Origin of the sequence: Flavitalea sp., assembly GCF_035489435.1 — a bacterium.
Taxonomy (GTDB): Bacteria; Bacteroidota; Bacteroidia; order Chitinophagales; family Chitinophagaceae; genus DATHKG01.
In genome coordinates, this window is record NZ_DATHKG010000023.1 from 63444 (window position 1) to 85869 (window position 22426).

13 protein-coding genes are annotated in these 22426 nt (G+C 43.1%); 6 read left to right on the forward strand and 7 right to left on the reverse strand.

Annotated features, from left to right (window positions below; all coding sequences use genetic code 11):
• Positions 1-157: 157 nt before the first annotated feature.
• From VK664_RS03940 to VK664_RS03950, 3 genes are all read right to left on the reverse strand, one after another.
• The gene (locus VK664_RS03940) at positions 158-3433 is read right to left on the reverse strand and encodes a UvrD-helicase domain-containing protein (protein WP_461397307.1); all 3276 of its coding nucleotides are present in this window, start codon (positions 3431-3433) and stop codon (positions 158-160) included.
• A 9-nt stretch (positions 3434-3442) separates the two neighbouring features.
• Positions 3443-6130: a PD-(D/E)XK nuclease family protein gene (locus tag VK664_RS03945; RefSeq protein ID WP_461397308.1), complete on the reverse strand. Its 2688-nt coding sequence runs from the start codon at positions 6128-6130 to the stop codon at positions 3443-3445.
• A 163-nt stretch (positions 6131-6293) separates the two neighbouring features.
• The gene (locus VK664_RS03950; protein WP_461397309.1) at positions 6294-6668 is read right to left on the reverse strand and encodes a hypothetical protein; all 375 of its coding nucleotides are present in this window, start codon (positions 6666-6668) and stop codon (positions 6294-6296) included.
• A 443-nt stretch (positions 6669-7111) separates the two neighbouring features.
• Between VK664_RS03950 and VK664_RS03955 the strand changes: the two genes are divergently transcribed.
• Both VK664_RS03955 and VK664_RS03960 read left to right on the forward strand, forming a co-directional pair.
• Complete coding sequence (locus tag VK664_RS03955; RefSeq protein ID WP_461397310.1) at positions 7112-7636, forward strand: hypothetical protein; 525 nt, start codon at positions 7112-7114, stop codon at positions 7634-7636.
• A 183-nt stretch (positions 7637-7819) separates the two neighbouring features.
• Positions 7820-9043, forward strand: a complete 1224-nt coding sequence (locus VK664_RS03960; protein WP_461397311.1) for a PDDEXK-like family protein — start codon at positions 7820-7822, stop codon at positions 9041-9043.
• 532 nt (positions 9044-9575) lie between these two features.
• On the opposite strand, the gene VK664_RS03965 is transcribed toward VK664_RS03960, so the two are convergent.
• Positions 9576-10244 (reverse strand): hypothetical protein, encoded by a 669-nt coding sequence (locus VK664_RS03965; RefSeq protein ID WP_461397312.1) that lies wholly within the window; start codon positions 10242-10244, stop codon positions 9576-9578.
• Between the two features lie 1168 nt (positions 10245-11412).
• Between VK664_RS03965 and VK664_RS03970 the strand changes: the two genes are divergently transcribed.
• The 4 genes from VK664_RS03970 (at position 11413) to VK664_RS03985 (ending at position 15426) form a co-directional block, all read left to right on the forward strand.
• Complete coding sequence (locus tag VK664_RS03970; protein ID WP_461397313.1) at positions 11413-12093, forward strand: NAD-dependent epimerase/dehydratase family protein; 681 nt, start codon at positions 11413-11415, stop codon at positions 12091-12093.
• A gap of 230 nt (positions 12094-12323) precedes the next feature.
• Positions 12324-12968 carry a hypothetical protein gene (locus tag VK664_RS03975; RefSeq protein ID WP_461397314.1) on the forward strand — a complete coding sequence of 215 codons (645 nt, stop codon included), beginning with the start codon at positions 12324-12326 and terminating at the stop codon, positions 12966-12968.
• A 218-nt stretch (positions 12969-13186) separates the two neighbouring features.
• The gene (locus VK664_RS03980) at positions 13187-14359 is read left to right on the forward strand and encodes a sialidase family protein (protein WP_461397315.1); all 1173 of its coding nucleotides are present in this window, start codon (positions 13187-13189) and stop codon (positions 14357-14359) included.
• Between the two features lie 131 nt (positions 14360-14490).
• On the forward strand, positions 14491-15426 hold the full coding sequence (locus VK664_RS03985) for a dihydrodipicolinate synthase family protein (RefSeq protein ID WP_461397316.1): 936 nt from the start codon (positions 14491-14493) through the stop codon (positions 15424-15426).
• A 352-nt stretch (positions 15427-15778) separates the two neighbouring features.
• Here the strand turns inward: VK664_RS03985 and VK664_RS03990 are convergent, their stop codons facing one another.
• The 3 genes from VK664_RS03990 to VK664_RS04000 all read right to left on the reverse strand — a co-directional run bounded on the left by VK664_RS03990 (position 15779) and on the right by VK664_RS04000 (position 22298).
• Positions 15779-17353: a sulfatase gene (locus VK664_RS03990; RefSeq protein WP_461397317.1), complete on the reverse strand. Its 1575-nt coding sequence runs from the start codon at positions 17351-17353 to the stop codon at positions 15779-15781.
• Between the two features lie 376 nt (positions 17354-17729).
• Positions 17730-19202 (reverse strand): RagB/SusD family nutrient uptake outer membrane protein, encoded by a 1473-nt coding sequence (locus tag VK664_RS03995; protein ID WP_461397318.1) that lies wholly within the window; start codon positions 19200-19202, stop codon positions 17730-17732.
• 18 nt (positions 19203-19220) lie between these two features.
• Complete coding sequence (locus tag VK664_RS04000) at positions 19221-22298, reverse strand: SusC/RagA family TonB-linked outer membrane protein (RefSeq protein ID WP_461397319.1); 3078 nt, start codon at positions 22296-22298, stop codon at positions 19221-19223.
• Positions 22299-22426: the final 128 nt, after the last annotated feature.

Genomic DNA, 22426 nt, shown 5'->3' on the forward strand with positions numbered 1-22426 from the left:
GGCGGCACTCACATGGCTTTGGTCCTTGGTCAGTATATTGAAGAAATGGAGGTATGCTCGTCTGAGAGGACGTGGACTCCTTTTGCACTCATGAAGTCGAGTCAAGAATTCGGTGTTAAGGGGTTAACTGCCAAAAAGATATTGTTTCTATCACAATTTAATTCAGTATCTCTACAATCGTCCCCTGGACCACATAATGAACCAATTTCCCAACAATCGGCTGTCCAAAACTCTGTGTTAGCACTTTCGCATAAGCATCCAGCTGTCCGGAATACTTCCCTGCGTAAAATTCACTCTGCGGGTTCATTGCCATTGATTCAAAATGCCCTGGGAAGCTTTTATGATCAATCAGCACAAGTCCTTTGTCTGTTTGCAATACCAGGTCAGCAATACCGGAAACCACCTGGCCGGAGTCAGGGCACATACTTGTAAGTGGTAGTTCGTGAAACATCGCTTGAGGCTTATAGGTATCCTGAATAAAGCTTGAGAACACTGCACACCGCCGGTCCAACTCTTCGAGAGATAAATATGCGGCCATTCCATAACCTTCTATCAAACCTGCTATCTTCTTCAATCGCACGGCCTGCGGCTGTGATGCCTGCCACGAAGTAATGACGTTGTGTACACAGGTTCCAAGATTCGCATATTGATCAACAGAAAGGTTATTGACATGAATCATTTCCTGCTTGTAGCCCAACAGCTTTATCAAAACGCCTGAGCCGTCCATATTTAAAGACGATGGACTGATGTATTTCAGGTCGTATGCTGTTGGAGTACATACAGCAGAGCGATAGATCTCAACAGTACCAGCCTTTTCATTTTGGTGGACATTAGCCATTAAATTGGCTAAATCTACCGCACTCAGAGCAGGTCTTTTGATTACCCTTGCAGTTATGCCTGGTGACTTCTCTCGCAACGATTTTTCTTCTTTGCCACCAAGCCAGGAGTTTAATTCTTCCGCATTTAGAAACCCGGTTATACCACCACGGCTATTGCTTTCCAACTCACAAAATGTTTCGCCGTTGAAAATTGGTAGCACGATATGATCACGTGCACGGGTCAACGCAACATACAGCAAGCGATCTTCTTCTTTTTGATTTCGTAATCCTGATCCCAGTCGCAAATCCAATTCGCCTGCACGGATATCAAGATCCTGGGAAACACCAGCCAGGCTTTTTTTCAGCGCAAACGGCCAGGGTAAAAAGATGATTTTCTGACCACTTAGCAAATTACTGAGCCCGATATCCTGCGGATGAGAAACGTGAATCGTATTAAACAAAGTTCTGCAATAACCGGAATCATTCAACTTATTCATGGCAAAAACCACTGGCCATTCAAGACCCTTTGCTTTATGCACAGTCATCAATACTACTGCATCCACACTCTGATCTGCCGGCACATCTTCGCAAGACAACAGGCTATTCAGAAAGCCCTGCATACTTGCTGCTATGCCAGCGATAGCAGATTGCTCCTCAAACTCAGCTGCCTGCGCTATCACTTCGTTTACTACAGCCATGCGCTTGCCCTCATCTCCCCATCGCGCGCAATAAGCCGGTAAACTTGTTGCTGAAATAAGATGCGTAATTGCCAGGCTAAGCGGCATCTGGTCCAATGCTTCTGCCTGCTCCAATACAACCCTGGCTGCAGATGAATGCGCTGCCCATGTTAGATTACCAGTTTCGTTTTCAAGATGCTGTAACCGCATCGTGATTATTTCTTCCACGTTATCCACCGTGTCTTCCAGCAGCATCAGGTTTGCGGCAGCAAGAGAGTCGCGCGGATTAATTCTTAAGCGGATGAGGCTTGTTATCCAAAGTACTTCTGCCCGGGACGAAAGCCCAGACGATGGTGCAGCGACCTGTATGCCTAATGAACCAAGCATTTCCGCAGCTTGTGAAAGATGACTATTTGACCTGAATAAAATGGCTATATCTCCACCACGAATGACACGCATGCGGCAGAGTTCTTTGTCCCAGATCTGCCGGCCTGATTCAAGCAATTCCCTGACATAGATGCCCACAGCTCCAAATTTGCATTCATTGTTCATTTTTGGAAACTCAAGCAACTCCAGGGGTGCAGACGAATAAGATTTCTCCCGATTGAGTGCGTCTTTGCAAGGCTTAAGTACGATCTGTTCATCCTTCAAAAAATTGTTGAAAATACCTTTGAACATTTCATTGACAGCATGGACTAATCCGGGACGTGATCTATAACTCGTGTCCAGGTTATAACGTTTGTTGACAGGGTCTCTGTCCACCGACTGCATTGCTAGTTCAAACAGTTGACTGTCAGAATCGCGGAAACCATAGATCGCTTGCTTCGGATCCCCCACCCATAACGAGTCATTCACAAGCATACTTAGTTCGGAAAATATCGCCAGCTGTACCGGGCTTGAATCCTGGAACTCATCAACCATCACGAGCCGGTAACTATTGCTGATCTCGTTTCTCACTATCTCATTTTCACGTAACATTTTTAAAAAAAGAATTTCCTGATCCGCAAAATCAATCAACCCCCTTTCTGCTTTGTATTGTTGATACGCATCAATCATTTGGAATGCCGTATCATAAAGCAAATAAATCAATCGCGTGTAATCTTCGGCGAACTCGACAGTTCGATGATATGTTGATACCAGGGCACATAATTCAGTGTACCACGGATTTTGCCTACCGAAGTTTACTCCCGGGGAAGCAGTCATCCCACTAAATTCTGCATATTCCCTAAGTACTCTTTTTTCACTCTTCTTTTGTAGTTCTTTGAGCGCCTCAAGATTTGATGTATCCTTTTGTGTCGGACTGCCTTCCGTCACCGATTGTTTACTCGCATGAATTTGTTCCCAAATTCGTTCGATTGAAAAACCTTCGTCTGTGTGTAAAAATTCCCTTGCCATGAGTATTGTTTCTTCCCTGGAACGTTGCATAGCTTCCATATCGAAACGATAAGCCCGGAATCTAATGGCCAGATTTTTTGCGAATTGAGGCCATAACGTTTTCAAATTGTTTTTTCCATGACTTGTATGCTGGGATGAAAACAGCGAAAACCTGGCTGACAGTTTATCTAATTCTGTTACTTGTCCAGGGTCCACTGCAATCTGCACGAACTCATCAAAAAAGCGGTCGGCCCCTGTCTCATCCAACACTCTCAGTTGAGGACTGATTCCAACTTCCAGGGCGAATTGTTCAACAAACCTGCTGCATACCGCATTTATTGTACCTATAGATGCGTTGGCCATGGATTGGGCCTTTTCAAATTCACCTCGTTTAATCAAACGCTTACGTACTCTCTCTTTTAATTCATCTGCAGATTTATTTGAAAACGTTGTGAGAATAACTTCTGAAGGTTTACCGTCACCAGTTATAAGGAATTCTGCCAATTCATGTGCAAGTGTATATGTCTTACCGGAACCAGCGCCGGCATTGAAGAATTTAATCATGTCAAAAAATCATTTAATGTTTCCAAAAAGCAAATCGTAATCGGCATCCCACGGAGTTTCTTTGTGTCCATCGTCATCCTGCGCCAGCGAATACAACCCCTCGCGATCTTGTGACTTAACATAGTCTAAGTCTGAAGTATCAGTCGCATATCCAAGCTCCAGCTTACCCGATTGAATTTCATGAAGACGGTATGCTAAGCCTTTCTGCACCTGTTGAATGGTTGTGTGAAAATCAACAGCTTCATCTGCTGCAATCTTTTCCGAATTAAAAATGTTGCTGGTAGCAGGTTCATCGCGCGTGAGTACTTTGGCTTTATTTACCAGGATATAACCTGACGCGATCGAATTCGGAGCGAGTTGTCGATACACGGCAAGCTGAAGATCTCTGCCGGTTACAATTTTTTCCCGGTATGTATTCACGGCATCTGACCATTTAAGATCAAAAATATAATCTCGGTTTTCTTTATTCAGAATTAGATCTGCCCACCCTTTGAATGCCTGTTCACCAATTTTACCGGTGAGTGCGACCTGGCTGCCAACAATCGAGAATTTGTTTGATACCACAAATTCGCGAAGACTTATCACTGATTTCACCAGCTGCTCAGTGTACGCTGACAACATTTGCCTTTCCCTTACTTCGAGAAAAGGAAATCCTTCTTCTGCCAGTATGTTGTTCAGAGTTGAACGTATGAGTTTCTGAAACCGGTCTTCATCATTCCAGCCAGGTGTATTTTGATTTTCGGAAGTAAATAATTTACGGATCACCCCATCAGCTATGTTGCCCCGAAGCTGTCGCGCTTCCGGAATATCAACAGAAGCGTAATGCCGCAGTTTAAGCTTGTAGCGAAAATACCAGGTGGCAGGATGTTGCAACATATTCTCTAAAGATGTGAAGGACTCTTCCTCAATGCTCCCGGTGCCTTTCGGGATATTGAGATATGTTACAGCTTTAGGCAATGATATACTCGTTGCCTTAGCCAGGAGTATTACATCAGAATCCCATGGCATGCTTGCCATTCCGGATTGATAAGATTTCGTAATAACCTCCATGTTGATTTTGCACTTCAACTCTTCCAGGCAAAACGGAGCTATTACATTGACTCCATTAATTCGTTCAGGCACCACAATTACTAACCTTTCTTTCGCGGACAGAATCATTCGTTTCAAACCGTGCGCATATATTTTTGCTTCGAAAGCTTCGTCCTGTACCTCCCAACCCTGGTTGAGGAAATAATCTTTTTCCTCCTTATACCAATGCATGCTGAGACATGTTTTGGATTCTCGCCACGAGGCATTCATCCATAAAATATCCTGGCTGGCTGTCCAAACTGCGCCAGGTTCGTTTACCACATTTTCTGAACCGCATTGCGCTTCTGTGATTACGGAAGGCGCTTCCAGGAATATCTGGGATTGAAGTCGCTCGAGGCGACCAGGTGAAATTAATCTGTCTTCTTGTGTAAGTGTGAAATTTAATCGTTGGCACAGCACCGATAGATTAGCCAATTGAACAGAGCTCTTTTTATCGGTTGCAGCCCGTTGTAAAGACCACTTTTCGAGTTTAGAATAAACGTCTTTTAAAAATTCAACATCGAAGGAAACAGGGCCGAGCTTCTTTTTATTTTGTAACCAGAAATTTATCGCTTTTGTCTTTACTATTGGTTGCGGTAAATCTTTTATTTTCTCGATATGTGTATCGATTGCACTCTGCCATTCCGGATGATCGAACCCAGGCTTTTCGGCGAATAGCCCTGCTAATTCTCTCGCAAGTGTGCGTGAGAATGGTGAAGCAGGTGCATTTAGAAATGCCAACACCTGCCTTGGGTCAGCCGGACTGCGAAACATGGCCGTTGCAAGAAAGAAAAGTTGTGAAATCTCTCCGGTGCCTGAAGCGGGTTGCCAGTAGCCAACGGGTCTTTTGGCAGATAGCTTCAGTCCGTGCAATAGCCCATGATCCTGGTTGACGATTAAAGGTTTCCACTTTCCTATTTCCTGCATGGCATGGATGGCATTTGCAGCAGCCATATCATCGGGGAAATGCAGAATTAATAAGGAATTATCTCCTTGAAGTGTTAATGATTTATCTTCTTTACTGAATGACCGCTGCAATACACTAAGATCTGTTCCTGATTTTGCTTTTGGAGTCGCTGGCTTTTCTGTGATGAGTATGTTTGAAGGCAGATGTCGAATCAATTGCTTGAACAGTTCAGGGAAGAATTTTAAGTCATTGATTAATTCTACGCTGGCATCAGGTAACGATGATCCAGGGAGTTCTTCGAAGATAGCATTGATACGATCAGGCAAGCCTGCCCCTGCGGCGTTCAGTTGTGTTTCAATTCTCAGCAGCTCCTGCATGCGTCGCGGGAGATTTGAATTATTAACAGATGGATTCCAGCCAGACATTCGCCAGCTATCCCAGAGTTCGAGGATGCGGCGTGACAGTCCGAGCGAATCCGTTTTCCAGGAAGCTTCGAATGGGATCTGACTTTCGGGCAGTTCCGCCAGGAGAGCTTTCAGTTTCAGGATCCGGTCCATCGCGTGAATTTGCGGACGTTGCAGGCCGAGATGAAGTTCAATAAAGTTGACAAATTTTTCGGGGCCGGCCAGTAGAACGCCGGCATGCGTACCGGGGTCGCAGTTGCTGCAATGGGCAACGGTTTTATCTCCGTCGAGGCCGAGAAATATAGAAAGACTCTTCATATGGCTTTTTGTGGACGTAATGAACTTTATAAACGGATTTTCAGGGCTTTATTGTACTGAACACATTGCTAACGTATCATTCGCCCTCAATTAGTTTGTGATGGCGATGGCATGTACCCACTATCTGGACAGTTTCAATAGATTTTCCCAAGTCAAACATTCGTTATACTTCAAATATGTAGTCATTATTGATTAACCAGCTTCTGGCTATTTCAATAAATTTTTCAATTGGCTCGCTGGCGAGTTCAAGGTAGTGTTCGTCAAGCAAGTCGAAATCATCAGAAAGGAAACCAGTTATAGTTTGAACATCTGGCTGTTTATACAACCGCGTAGGTGTTATCCTGTAGAAAAGCCTTCCATGCAACCCTGCACCTATCTGCAGTTTTGCACCAATCACTGGTACAACGGTCATGTGGCTATATGAAGGTTGATTTGTGATATAGGTACTATCGCTAAACTTCAGCTCCAATACTGTAAAATGGTCAATTTTAAAGAATTCAGGTGCGAGGTCGAAACAACCATATGTTGTACGTAACATTTCCATCACTTCATGTATAAGTTTCAGTCTGTGCGGGACAGTCCTTTGTCGAGCATCGCATGCGAAGCCGGTGATTTGGAACAGCTGCATAACAACCTTTATTCTCTCTGACATATGATGAAGTTAGAATTGCTTTGGAATGCAAGGCTCGATGTGGACATCTTAAAATATACACTTTTGTGAGCATCATTTGTTCAATGAATGTTAACAATGACAGAGATTGTTAAAAACTCAAGAAGTGCTCATTCTTTTAAAGGATTAATGAATAACAAAAGTAGAATCCCAAAAATTTTCTATGTTTTCATGCGTTTAGGTGAAAGCGCCGGTGATGCACAGAAGCGTTAGCGATCGTTAAAATTAGATAGTGCCAATAATGACGAACCACTTTTACAAAATCAAAAGAGTCTTGCACAACTAACCGTCCCTTAAAGATCTAACGAAGTATGAAGAACAACTTTGATGAAATTGAACTAAAATTAATTAGAACATTAAATGATTTTCTAAGGGAAGCCAAATCACACGGAGTGGCTAGCATCGAACCGTGGAATAATAAAATGTGGACAAGAGGTCTGCAAGAAAAGATATGTAGATTAGGATTGGATGAAGATTACGGAGTTGCCCCAAACATAGGGATCAAAGCATGGCTATACGACATTGTCTGGTACGTGGAGGACTCTAAAAACAGGCTGATAAAGATTCCCCTAATTGTTGAATGCGAATGGAATCTTCGTTACGACGAGATACAATACGATTTTGAAAAACTCCTGGTTGGAAATGCTGAGAGAAGATTAATGATATGTCAGTGTCCACGGAAAGGGATAGAGCAGTTAATCAGTAATCTTGTAACAGCTATAGATCTATTCCAGGAGAACCACGGCGATAAATTTTTGATTGCTGTGTTGGATAGCGACACAGAGGACGAGTTTATTTTTAGGACATTTACAAAACCACCCCTAGTGAAAAAATAGGCGATAAAAAATGGTTGTCCTGCATTAGTTTGGGCGCCAAGCAAATAATCAGGAACCTTGTCAACGCTTTCACAACTCTTTTTCTAATACACAGTCAAGGTTGATTCCCCATAAAGAGAGACAGACAATTAACTCTCACTTGTATCGTTAAGTGTCAATATTTCATCAAACAAACTTAGACATATGGTTCTATCCTACAAACTACCAGCACTACTTGAGGCAGTGTCTCGTATAATAAAACAGGAAGCGGAGATAGAAAGGATCAAGGGAGAAAAATTCAATATTTTTTCTGTTCTCAAGATGGAATCAAAGGAAAACGGGACACACTCCGCTTTCTTAGTGGAACTCCTCAACCCAAAGGGAACGCATCTTAAAGGCCCCATATTTCTTCAGCTATTTTTAGAAAATTTAAATCTCCAAGACGTTATACATCTCGAGACTGCAAAAGTAAGCGCGGAAGTTGATATCGGACCACTAGATGAAGCTAACAAAACTGGCGGCAGAATTGACATCTATCTATGGGACCGTAAAGGAAATACGATTTGCATTGAAAACAAGATTTATGCAGGGGATCAAAAGTATCAAATCGAGAGGTATTGCAATTATATCAAGGATAAGTCTAAAGGTAAGGTGATCTATTTAAATCTGCATGGCTGCGAACCCTCAGATGGGAGCAAAGGAAAATTAACAAATGGCAATGACTTTCACGTTATCTCGTATAAAAGTGAAATTAAAAGGTGGCTAGAGGCTTGTTTAAAAGAATGTAGTGAGCAACCAATTTTGAGAGAAACTATTCGACAATATTTAATATTAATTAAGAAAATGACCTCAACAACTGACAATCAACATCAGGCCGAGCTGTTACAATTGCTTGCTGCGAACCTCCAGGAAGCATCATTTGTTAGCAGTAACTTTGAAAAGGCAAAACAGCTGATCGCAGAAAACGTACGTCAAACTGTTATCAAACAACTTTCTAATCGTTTAAACGATTTGACTATCGCTATTGGGAAAGATATCTCTGAGAAATATGCCCAAGTCTGGGTTTACCTCCCTGAGTTTGGACATAAGAACGTTTGCTTTGGAATAGAGGCTTTTAATGGTTTGGGGAACTATGGCGGTGACCTTTATATTGGCATTTTCAATCCCGAACCAAATAGTATAAGTTCTTATGGGGGAATGGAAAAGAGCGAGGGTGAGCACTGGAGTCTACTGTCTTTTATAACATTCGAGGGTTCGAATATCAATCTCGGCAACACTGAATTACTTGCTCAGATACAATCGGATACCGATTTTACAAAACGATTAATTGATTCTATCGTTGAATTTATTATTCAATATATTATCCAGCACAAAGCTAATCTACATGCTTGGCTGGTTGCTAATACACGGCCAGAGTTGAACAATTGAAGACTGATCTCAAACCTGTATACATAGCTGACCCTTGTATTCAGACGACAATAGGACTGTCGAGGAAGTATTGCTAGTTTAATAATTACTAAATTAGGTTTATATTGTAAGTAGTTTGACTGTGCAGCTAAAGAAAATAGTTCAGCTCTTTCTTTGATATAACCTCAACATAATCTATTAACGGCCACACCAGTTGCTTTTTTGACTTACATACTCCGCTGCGCAAAACATTCTTGTTGATTCATATTTCTATTTGATTGACCCAGGACGAGTATGTGAATGTAAAATGCATTTTGATTTAATTTTATGAGGCTAGCCAATAGCTGACAATATAATGCTGTGGACGGTTAGGCTATCGACTATCAGATGTAAATGCTTTCTGGGGTATTTGCGAAGCCCTTTGAGAAAGGACAAGTCTTTTGTTTAAAAATTGTTGTAGATAGTAGTAATATTAGCTATACCCGTAGCCATGAGGACCAGCATGCAGATATTGTTCTCAAGCGGGCAAGAAGTTCCTGATACTTGACACTTTTTATTGCAATCTAAAAACAGTACCACGATAAAAATTAGCACCTGTTGACGTTTCTACGGTTAATGTTCTGGGATTGGTAATGCGAAATTTAATCATTCCTGTTGCTCCTAATTTATAGCCTGGCATATAAGACCATTCCGCAAAAATATAATTCCCTATTTGTTTGCCATGCATGATTGTCGGTGTTGATAGTTCGTTTGAACTTGTCCACCAAACCTGACTTCCAATTTTATTGATGACATATACCACACCTAAATTATCTTTATAAGTCCCGGCTGTAAAGTTATTAACAGCTGAACCCCCTACTAATTGCCCATATGAGTATCCTAAAGGCGAAACCTGGTCATGTGTAGCCCCAACACCAGCTATTAGGTCCCTATTATTTCGTACGGTCTTTAAAGCAGCATTAAGTTCCCAATTAAGTTTCTGGTCCATTTTATATTGCTCAGTATTGCGTTGAATTAAAGCATATAAATAAACCTCAGCCTTCCTGTAATTTTTGTCTCTGAGGGATTTATCGGCTTCTCTAAATAAAGCAGCGTTTGTAAGAATGGGTTCTTGTGAATTAGCTTTAATGATTGGATAAAATAAACCAATACCGACAATAAAGAACCAAAATAATCCTGATTTTGTTCTTTCTAACCAGGTCTCATTCATTAGCTGTTTCATATTGCAATTATTTAACGGAATCCGCAGGAAAATCCATTGCGGATTTTTCCTCTTTTTGGGGCGTGGCCATGGACTTTGTATTGGAGTCTATATAGACCGCTCCATCATTAACATAAATGGTATGCTGCATAACAATTGTGATAATCATTAAACAAGTCCCTAATACAACTAGTATAATGCCCGGTGATTAACGCGTGAATTTCAAAATAAAGATCCCTGGTCCGGCGATTTCGACAAGTTTAACAAGGGCTATACTAACACAAACGCAATTAGAAATATCTCTGTTTATAATACCAGTCAAATTTCTCCTGATGTGATTGAAAGTGTTGTTTCATATGAGGACGAAGTACTTTTATACACGAATAAATATCTAAGCGATCTTGATACACTTACGATTCAAGATATTGATGAGTTTACTGTCAAAGTAAAGTCATTAACAGCTCATCTTGAAAAACATGGAGTGCAAAATGTAGATAAACTCGAAATTTTTAGGTTGTTCGACAAAACAGTCTCCGAGTATATCTGGTATAAATGCGGAATAGACAAAGCCCAGTTGCCGAACATCTTCAATTCGCCTAAATCACACCTAATTAAACGGCTAGGCACAGTAACTTGTTGTTTTGTCGATGGAAACTGGCGAATCAATAGGATTCTCACTAGTCGAACAATACCGCTTCGCTGAAATAATAACTGTTTATTTCCAACGCTTACCTCTTCAAGCCATTGTGTTTAACAATGGCTTTTATCTTCCAGGAAATACTGTATTTCCAGAATGCATTTAAGTTCCGACATTTTGTTTTCTTTTATAAAAGCATGTTAGTTTTTTATAAAGATTGGTGTCAGTTGCTTGGCTGGTTTACAACCAAAAATCTCTAATCACGATTGATTGTCGGTTGCCAAAGGTGACGTTGCCAATGATGACGAACAGTCAAAATTACGACAGGTTAGATTACATCAGGTTGTGAAAATGCACAAAATCGTGTTTCATATCGCCATAGCAATTCCAGCCTTGCGAACCTGAATTTTGGGTTTGCTATTTAACCATCAAACCAGGGTCATAAATGTTGCGCTTTCAACGAGCTAACCGACCCGAGAAATTGCGTTAAAATCTGTACATATTAGATCTGCCGAAATAGCAATTAAATGTCAAATTTTAAAATCAAACGCCATGAAATCAATTCTAATTACAGGTCACAAAGGAACAATAGGTCAAACTTTGTTCTCAGGATTGCAGGAACACTATCATGTAACTGGAGCAGATTTGCCGGAACACGATTTAACGGACTATAAAGAGGCAATTGTTTTGACAGAACATCAGCACGCTGTCATATATCTGGCGTGGAATACGAATTCGGAGAATTACAGCAATGGCAAATATGATGTTAGCAACTCTCTGATGTTTTACAACATTTATGAGGCAGCCTTCCGTAATAAAGTTAAAAGATTGATCATGGCAAGTTCTATTCATGCGAAGGACTTTTATCCAAATTCTTCAAATTCGGGCATCGTGTCCCCAGATAGTGTGTATGGAGCGAATAAAATATTCCTGGAAGAACTGGGAAAAGTCTACTCGCGTCGTGGTATGGATGTTACATGTGTGCGATTTGGAGGAGTAAACCTGTCTGATTCGATCGATTTGACTGAGTTCTTGTTTGAAAAAATATGGCTGAGCAAACGCGATTGTAATAATTTGATCGCGGCATGTCTTGATGCTCCAGTTGTTGCAGGGAGGTTTCAGTTAATCAATGCCGTATCTGACAATCCAGAAAAGCTACATGATTGCTCCAATGCTGTTGGCTGGAACCCTGTTGATAACTCGGCAAAGCAATTAACCTTAACTGCAGTATAAAGCCAGGAGGCTTGCCAAGAATAGATCACCTTTACTCGCTACCAGATAAAAAATGTTTGTTATTTCATGGGTTTAAAACTGCACTAAAAACAGATCCCTGAAACCAAAACAAAATTGAACGTTGGTTGACGAATAGGCAGATGGACGAAGTAGTCGAACCTGTCGAAGTCAGGTTAATGCCTCTGGGATATTTGTCATTCAGCAATTGCTAATCACGCAAACTTTTTCCGATGTTAAATCTGTATATTAATCCGATTTTGTTGCAACTACACGGTAGGCAAATTGATGCTACGACTCTCGCTATTACAGCCATTGCGACCGTGATAACTTCGTTACTGACGGCGTATTTTACGACCTTAAAGACGATACGGACAGAGCGGGATAAAATAAGATCCAATGTTCACCTGGCCTACTCAAACAAAATACTAGAAAAAAGGCTTGAAATATACCCGCTTTTTTATGCTTTGATGAGTGACCTGGCCAAAGATATTTTTTACAATACATGTACGCTGGATAAAATACAAAAGTTCCAGAAACACCTGGATATGCTGGATTCTGAGCATGTTATTTTCTTCAGTGGTGTTTCAACAGTCGAGCTAGGCAAGCTACGTCGATTCCTGAAGAATATTCTTTTTCATAAGACTGCCTTAACCATAGATCAACTATCCGAATTGAAAGGATTGCTGGGGGATGTTGAAAATTCCTTAAAGCGAGATATTGGTATTTATATCGTTGAGTTTAATGATCCTGAAGGGAAGCTGGAGACAAAAACTTATAAGGATGTGAATAATCAAGCAGTATCTCAAAGTTGTAATCGGAATAACAATACACAGCTTTCGAAAATTAACGATATACAATTTTGGTCGTGTTTCTAATGCCGGAATTTTGTCGAGCTGGTTATGGAAGGCCAGTTAACAGATAAACCTGATGTCTGATTGTAATTTACCATGGATCCGAAGCCGGGTTCTGTCCCGGAAATGATAATTTCATATCAAATTCTGATAACATTGCAAAAGATCAGGTTCGATAGCGACCTGATATTTGCAATGGCTTGCCTCATAACGGAAACCGCCGATTCCGAAAAAATGCGTATATGAAAAAACTACTGCTGTTATTAATAGTTGTGAACGTGACAATGATCAATGAAAGCATCGCACAGGAAAAAGTTCCGGGATCAATAGTATCATACCAACCCGCAGCCGGCAAAAAATATATTGGCTCTCCCAGCTTCGTGATCCTGCCTTCCGGCGATTATGTCGCCTCGCATGATGTGTTCGGACCAGAAAGTTCCGAATGGTCGCAGGCTCAAACAAAGGTATTCAGATCGAAGAACAAGGGAAAAACCTGGAAACAGATAAGTACTATCCAGGGAGCGTTCTGGAGTTCGCTATTTGTTCATAGAGGTATGTTATACCTGCTGGGACCCGATCGCCACCACGGAACAGTGATGGTGCGCAAATCAGAAAACGGCGGCAAGACATGGACAAAACCAACTAATAAGGAAAATGGCGTTATACTCACCGGCGAATTTCATTGCGCACCCATGCCGGTGGTTGAGCACAATGGCCGGCTTTGGCGCCCCATGGAAACAGCACATGGACCTATCCTGCAATGGGGCAAACGTTATGGTGCCATGGTAATGTCGGCGCCGGTAGATGCAGATCTTTTACAATCAAAATCATGGCAAACCAGTGACGTGCAATTTTATGACAGCACATTCCTGAACGGAAAATTTGGCGGTTGGCTGGAAGGTAATTTCGTGGTAGATAAAAAGAATCAACTGTGGGACATATTGCGGGTGGACGACAGATCTACTCTCGAGGAAAAGGCAGCAATGGTTTCTCTCTCTGCCGATGGAAAAAAGACAGCTTTCGACGCTGCCACGGGGTTCATTCCTTTTGATGGTGGTAGCAAAAAGTTTGTGATCAAATATGATAGCACATCCGGCCACTACTGGACGCTGGTAAATTCCATCCCTGCCAGGTTCCGCACGCAATATCCAACGCGCAATGCAGCCTCGTTCCGTAACGTACTGATGCTTCGCAAATCAGAAGATCTTATCCACTGGCAGGATGTAAAAATCATCCTTGAACATGAGGATGTATTAAATCATGGGTTTCAATATGTAGACTGGCGCTTCGAGGGAAATGATATCATCGTTCTAAGCCGTACGGCCTTTTTCGATGGAAAAGAAAATGCGCACAACAATCACGATGCGAACTATCTGACCTTTCATCGTATCAGAGATTTCAGGAACGTAAAATAATCCTTTTAAGACCCGTTTCCTGCACCGATAATATTGTATAAAACCCTGCGATAATATCGTACAAAACCCTGTTAACATGCTACAAACCGGGTGGTGTTCAAGTTGTTAATTTCATCGATAATAACTTATCCATGCATAAAAAAGAAAAGACCTTTACACCGGTGATGCTCACGCCTTTTAAAGACAATGGTAGCATCGATTATCATGGTCTAACTGAACTAACCGAGTTTTATCTACAGGCAGGTGCAGGTGGATTGTTCGCCAACTGCCAGTCTAGCGAAATGTTCGAACTCACCGATGAAGAAAGAATTGGCATAACAAGCCATGTAGTGAAAGTGGCAAATCGACGAGTACCGGTGGTAGCAGTTGGCACCTTTGGTGGCCAGGTAACTAAACAAGCGGACTTCGCAAAGCGCCTGTACAACACCGGTATAGATTCCGTTATTATCGTCACCAGCATGCTCGCAGGCGAACTTGAATCTGACGAAGTATTTGATGTGCGTTGCCATGATCTGCTTCAGCAAACAGGGAATATACCGTTTGGGTTCTATGAATGCCCGGCGCCTTATAAAAGGTTATTATCGCCAGCGCAACTGAAAACGTTCGTTGATACGGGGCGCATCAGTTACCATAAAGACACATGCCTTGATATCAATACAGTAAAAGAAAAACTCAAGGTCACCGAACAGGCCGCTGGCTTCGGTTTATATGATGCCTATATAGTGCACGCAATCGAATCACTTAAGGCGGGCTCTGCCGGGCTATCCTGCATCCAGGGGAACTTTTTTCCGGAACTGGTAACTTTCATCTGTAAAAATTATGATGAGCCTTCCAAGCGGGAAGAATTGAACATCATTCACAATTTTCTTATTACGAACATGGATGTGATGCATGGGGTATACCCAAATATTGCGAAATACTTTCTGCAACAAAGAGGTTTGAAAATCGACACTTACTGCAGAACATTCTCCGGCGTGTTCGATGCAGGCGTAAAACAGAAAGTCGACAAGTTGTATAGAGACTACCAGCAGATTCATGAAGTTGTTGAAGCAGATCTGACCACTTAAGCAACCTCACTCTTCCGCTGGCAGTTCAACTATACAATTAAAAGAGCCATAACCATCGAATAAAAAAGAGCCTTAACCATTCAATTCCAAAAACCTTTACCATGCGATCAAAAAAACAGTAAGCATGTTATCAGGTTCCATAACCATAAACCAAAAGAGTCATAATCCTAATAAACAAAAGAGCCATAATCATCCTCTCAAAGGAACCGTAACCTTATAGTACAAGAGCCATAATCCGCAATCAAAACGGCCATAACAACACCGTTGAAAGCCCTTCACATTGTCTACGATCAAAAAGCCACGAGACAAACCTATCAGAAAAAGAATTTAAGTCAGGTAAAAGAGGTATCCCCTACTTAACCTCAACATGCTTTGCCGGAAATCTAGCCTTTACCTTCTCCAGGTAAGCAAGCAACTCATCTTTTAATTGTTTAGCTATTCCCCGCTCTTGCTCATTCAGATCTTTTTCTTCGCCTATATCATTATCCAGTTTATACAATTCAGTGCCACCAGTCTCGTGGTAATAAATCAGTTTATATTTGCCCTTCCTGATCGCCGACTGCGGCCTTGTCTGGCTCACTACACCGTCTTCCTTACCAATCTGAATTCTCGCCGTATCGAATGCCTTTCCTTCAGGATGGTAGTAAGGAAAATGCCAAACCATCGATCTATCCGGCATTCGCTGCTTCGGACTACCGGTAAGTAAACCGGATATATCCACGCCGTCGATCCCCTGATCGCGATAATTTTTAGCAGCTGCTATCTTGTAAAAAGTAGGCAGGAAATCAACCTGCGACACCGGATCATTACAAACCGATGCTTTTGTTAAGCCCGGGGCACTTATCAACAATGGTATCCTGATGCCGCCTTCATACAAGTTCCATTTGCTCCCCCGGAGCGGACGGTTAAGGGAAAACTCGGGCATGCCGCCGTTATCGGAGGTGAATACAACTATGCTGTTTTTCAGCAAACCTGCTTCTTCTACTGCTTGTAAAAACTGACCAACATAGTGATCCATCGTCTCAACGAAGGCTGCATAACGGATATGCTTGTCCGAAACGGTGCCACCGCGCGTTTTTGCTTTTTGCCTGTACTTCTCAATCAACCAATGCAGATCAGCATCTATGGGCGTATGAACATAGTAATGGCTTAAGTAAAGGAAAAAAGGCTTTTCATGTTTTTGCCTGATATAACCGATTGCCTGGTCGGTGAGGGAATCCGATGGAAACTCTCCTGCTTTCGAATCCCGCCGCGCGGCAGCATTACTCCTCGCCCAGGCACCTGTAACATTTGCCGTCCAGTCAAAACCCTGCCTGGCCGGTCCATAATCAGGATTCCAACCGTTATAGGTATTGAAATGTGAAGAGACATGCCATTTACCTGCAATAGCCGTTATATAGCCGGCCTCTTTGAGCAATTCCGGTATTGTTTTCTCTTGCAAAGGAAGGTTTAACGTGTATGGAGGTGGAACCAGTTTGAAGTTTCGGAATTGCGCGGTCCAGGCAGTGTCGGTTGCCTTGTATTTATCCTTCTCCCATTTTGTTACGAATTCGAAATTTAACCGCGCCGGTGTTTTGCCGGTGAGCAGCGCGGCACGCGAAGGTGAACAAAGCGGTGCAGCGGCATAAGCATTTGTAAACTTGATTGATTGCTGCGCGAAGCGATCTATATTAGGGGTTTCAATAAAGTCTGCACCGTATTCTTTCCCGTAACAGGCAAGGTCGCTATATCCAAGGTCATCGATATACACCAGGATTATGTTTGGTTGAGATTGCTTTTGTTGTCCAAGCAGAGAATGGCACGGAATGCCGGATAAGAGTATCATCAAACATACAGAAAAAACGGAGCTACCGCATAGTCGAAACCTTGTCAATCCGCTTAGGATCAGGTTGTCGTTCCAGCTGCCGTCCAGTCTGTCGTCTGGCAAGTAAACTTTACAAACTTTGAAGCATCCCACCACTACGCGCATTTATCCAATAAATTTTTACATGCTCAGCACATGGTCCGTAAAGACCATCTCTTTAACAAATTAATTTTGCAATCCGCATCTCCGATATCGTTGGCTCTATCCATTTCGTTATGTCGGAGCAATAAATCCAATCCATCACTTCCCACGCCTTAAATCCGAATCCATCATTTCGCCCGGTATCTAAAACAAAAAATGAAAAGGGTTTGCATGCAGTTCTAGACCCTGCCATTAATACCCTGGATTCTGCTCCAGCAATTAATCCGAATCCATCACTTCACTCTGCATCTAAAACAAAAAAGTGAAAAGGGTTTGCATTCAGTTCTACACCCTGCCTTCAATACCCTGGATTCTGCTCCAGTAACGGATCGGAATCCATCACTTCCTGCGGTATCGGGAACAACACATGATGCGGTTTTGCATTCGTTTTGCCCCTTGCTATCGCATTCGAAATAAACTTATCCATCCTTAACAAATCCATTCGACGATGTCCCTCTGAGAAAAACTCCCAGCCCCTTTCTTTCAAAATATGATCACGAAGAGATTCTTTGGAAGGAAAGTTCGCCAGTTGCAGATTGCTAACCCCCGCACGTGTGCGAACCAGGTTCACCAGGTCGATCGCTGCCTGTGAAGGTCCGCCGAGTTCATTCAATGCCTCCGCACGTGCAAGCAATATATCGGCATACCGAATCTCCGGAATATCATTGCCATGAGAAGCACCCACGGCGCCCGGATCAGGCAGGTACTTAAAAGACCGGATATTGTCACCACCCAGTAATGAAACCGTTGCGCCTGCTGTATTCACAAAGGATGTAACCAACAGGTTGCGTCTTTTATCATCAGCAGAGAAAGTCTGGTAAAAATTATCATATATGCGAAACTCATTCGGCCAGTTAACATAGGTGGGCCGGAAGGTTACTCCCAGAGAAGACACTGAGGCGAAGTTGTCAGGGAAAGATGTATTCATCCAGCTGTTTGCGGTGGCGCGGTCGGCGCTGGCAAAGGCCGGTCTGACCCAGATATATTCGTTATTGCGTTCATTCGCCACACTAAACATATTCTGGTAATCAGCAAAAAGCGCATAATTGAATTGCGTCATAATAGCAAGCGCCGTCTCACTGCATTTCTGCCATTGCTTCGTGTTGAGATAAAACTTACATAAGTAAGCCATCGCAGCGGCCTTATGTGCTCGTCCAACCGGCACACGCGCTGATGGGTTTGGCAGTTGGGCCGCAGCTGCGAGCAGTTCGCTTTCTATATATTGCCTGGTCTCTTGATCGGTAGCACGCTTTAACTGCAGTTCCTGTGTTGCTTCGGTGCGAAGCGGAACAGGACCAAAATTGAAATACAGTTTATAATAACTGGTTGCCCTGATAAACCTACTCTCAGCAGTATAGCCAGCTTTTGCGCTGTCAGAAATCGGCACAGTCGGTATACTTTGCAGTAGCAGGTTAGCATCACGGATGGCCTGGTAGGGAGCATCCCAGTTATTTGGCAAAAAGGTAATGGTAGGATCCCAGTTGAAGTCGATAAAATTCCGCGCATCTCTTTCCACATTATCACCTGATTGATACAAAATATCGGTTGTCCATTCCTGTGGGGCGATAGCATAAATGGAGTTGTTGGTATTCATGTTAGCCGCCCGCGCATAAGCATCGGTCAAAACTGACTTGATACCATCTTCCGTAGTCAGAAAGTTCTCAGGAGCCAATTGCGAATAGATTTTTTCGTCAAGGAACTTCTTGCACGAGCCCGCAGTGATCAGCACAACTGCTGCGAGCAAAATATATCGACGGTTTTGTAAAAACATAACACGTTGGTTTAAGAATTATAAATTGATGTTTACACCAGCCAGGAAGGTGGTGGCAGATGGATATGCATTCCAGTCAATCCGGAAGTTTGCACCACCATAAGGATTCAGCGCAGGATCATAACCCGTATAATCGGTGAGCGTCCATAGGTTCTGCCCGGAAACATATATAGTGGCCGACTTAACTACACTTCTTTTAATTGGTATAAAATAGCTCAGCCGAACCGTATTCAGCCTCAGGTAAGATGCATCTTCAACGGTATAAGTGTTCACTGTTTTCTGCCCCTGTGTATTCGGTGTAACAAATGAAGGATAGATGTTGGATGGATTCTTAACTGTCCACCGGTCCAATAACGGCGTTGCCAGCCGGTTGCGTTTTAAGTTCGCAGGGAAGTAAGTATCAACCATATTATTGTTGAGCATGTTTACACCCTGAACGCCTTCAAAAAACACATAAAGCTGGAAGCCCTTGTATTCAAAGGTGTTAGTGAATGACCAGATATAATCCGGGAACGAATTACCAACGATCATTCGATCACTTGCATTCACCACCTTGTCGCCATTAATGTCGCGGTATTTCAGGTCGCCCGGTTTTACGTTATCATTCGTCACTGAAAAATTATCACCTGTCTGCCAAACACCATCGATGGTGTAGCCATAGAACGAATTGACGGGGCTGCCCACCTGCGTGATGGCGATCTGGGAGGTTGAACCGGCGGCACCGGAGATGATGGGTGGGGTACCGCCAAGATCAAGTACTTTATTCTTAAGTGTGTTGAAGATAATCGATGAGTTCCATGAGAAGGCGCCCCTGATGTTTTCGGTCGCCAGCATCACTTCGAAACCACTGTTACGCATGCTGCCCACGTTGGTTAACATGGTTGAAAAACCGGTCGACCTTGAGATAGGCAGACTCAGCAACATATCGTCTGTCGTTTTCGAATACCATTCTATGCTACCGGAAATGCGGTTGCTGATAACGCCAAAGTCGATCCCAACGTTTAGTTGTTCTGATGTTTCCCATTTCAGATCGGGATTGGCTATTCGCGTAGGTGCACTCGAGCTAACCTGTGAGCCATCGATAACATAACGAAGTCCCGAGCCAAATGTCGGCATGGATTGATAGTTGCCTATCTCCTGGTTACCGGTGCGTCCCCAGCTACCTCTTAATTTCAGGTTGCTGATTGCACTGATATCTTTCATGAAGTCTTCCTCGTTAATCTTCCAGCCAAGCGCAACCGAAGGGAAATAACCAAACTTATTATTTTCTCCGAAGCGGGATGAACCATCTATACGCATGGTGGCGGTGAACAGGTATTTGTTATCGAGCACATAGTTGATACGACCGAGATATGACAACAGGCTGTTCTGACTTTTACCGCTGCTGTTGATAGCCGAGGTCGGCACGCCGAGGCCGAGGTTGTCAGTACCTACAGCATCTGAAGGAAAGCCCCTGCCCTCGCCGGAGTAAGAGTTTTCAATAAACTTCTGCCCGGTCATACCAATAACTGCATTGATACTGCTCCTGTTAAATGTTTCTTTGTAACTCACTGTTCCTTCCACCAGGTAGTTGCTGTTTTTGCCATCGAGGATACTCGCTATACCGCCGGCTGCACCACCATCGATCGTGCTGCGTCCTACATAAGTATCACGTCGTTGATTCACAACATCGGCACCTACGTTCAGTTTAGCAGAAAGGCCTCTCCAGATTGAATATTCGCCGTATACCGTTCCGAACGTACGATATAGATTTGATGTACCTCTTTTACCATTAGCGATGGCCAGCGGGTTATCGATGTTCATGTCTTTCGACAAAGTGTACTTTCCATTGGCATCATATATCGAAAGCGTCGGATCATAATTGATCGCTGCGTACACGATGCCCGCGCGTTCGTTCAGATCCATTCCATTGGGAACATATTCATCTTTTACATAACTGGTGTTTAGGTTGAATCCCATCCTGAACTTATCCGAAGCGCGGTGCTCAAGGTTGATGCGACCGGAGAGACGATTGTTGTTTGAATTGATAAGAATACCTTCCTGGTTGTAATAATTGAATGAAACCATGAACGTCGTTTTGTCGGACCCACCCGATAACGACAGGTTATGATTTTGTATGCCTGCATTTTTTGCATACACTTGTTCGAGCCAGTCTGTTCCACCATTTGCAATGCCGGTTACCTTCTGGGAGGCCGTACCACCACCCTCGTCGATGATGCTGTTGATGGTGGTCATATATTGTTCCGGGTTCAAAAGCTTTATGTTGTTCGACACATTCTGGATGCCGCCGTAAACATCATAATTTACTTTCAATGCACCTGACTTGCCGCTTTTGGTAGTTATCAGCACTACACCATTCGCACCACGTGAACCATAGATTGCCGTGGCCGATGCATCTTTCAAAATCTCCATGGAGGCGATGTCGTTTGGATTGATGGAGTTAAGCGGATTACGCGGCGTGCGCATACCCGTGAAGTTGGCACCGGACCCAGTGACGGCACTGGAGTTATCGAGCGGCAATCCGTCAACAACATAAAGCGGGCTGTTACCGGCATTAATAGAGCCGACGCCGCGAATATTAACGGAGATGCCACCGCCGGGTTCGCCGCTGTTTTGCACAACCTGCACCCCGGCAGCCTTACCGGCAATTAACTGGTCGGCAGAAGTAATCGCGCCTTTGTTGAAATCTTTTGCAGTCAGGGCTACCACAGCACCGGTAAGATCTGCCTTTTTAACGCTGCCATAACCAATTACCACTACCTCGTCCATTTCCTTTTCGGCAGATTGCATTGTTATGTTACCGTTTTGCCTTAATTCACTCGCCGGCACTTCCTTTTCGCCAAAGCTAACATGTGAAAATTGTACAATCTGGCCGCTGCCTGCGCGGATAGTATAGAAGCCATTTTGATCAGAGGCGGCGGACACATTCGTTCCCTTGATGCGGATAGTGGTACCCCCGAGGCCTGCATTCAAGCTGTCTTTTACCTGGCCTTTGATTTCAAATGTCCCGGTTTGAGCTTTTATGGATGCTGGCAGGATGCCAAAAAACAGGAGGGCGATCAACCCATACTTTAGCAACAGTCGTTTGGTATTCATACAATGAAAGATTTCACTATGATTAAATATGGTGAGAGCCTTAACCGAAAGGAAGTAGTGGTGAGTCATCGTTATAGCAAATCGTTAGCAATGCGAAATCAGAATCCGGCAATTCACCAAATGTAACC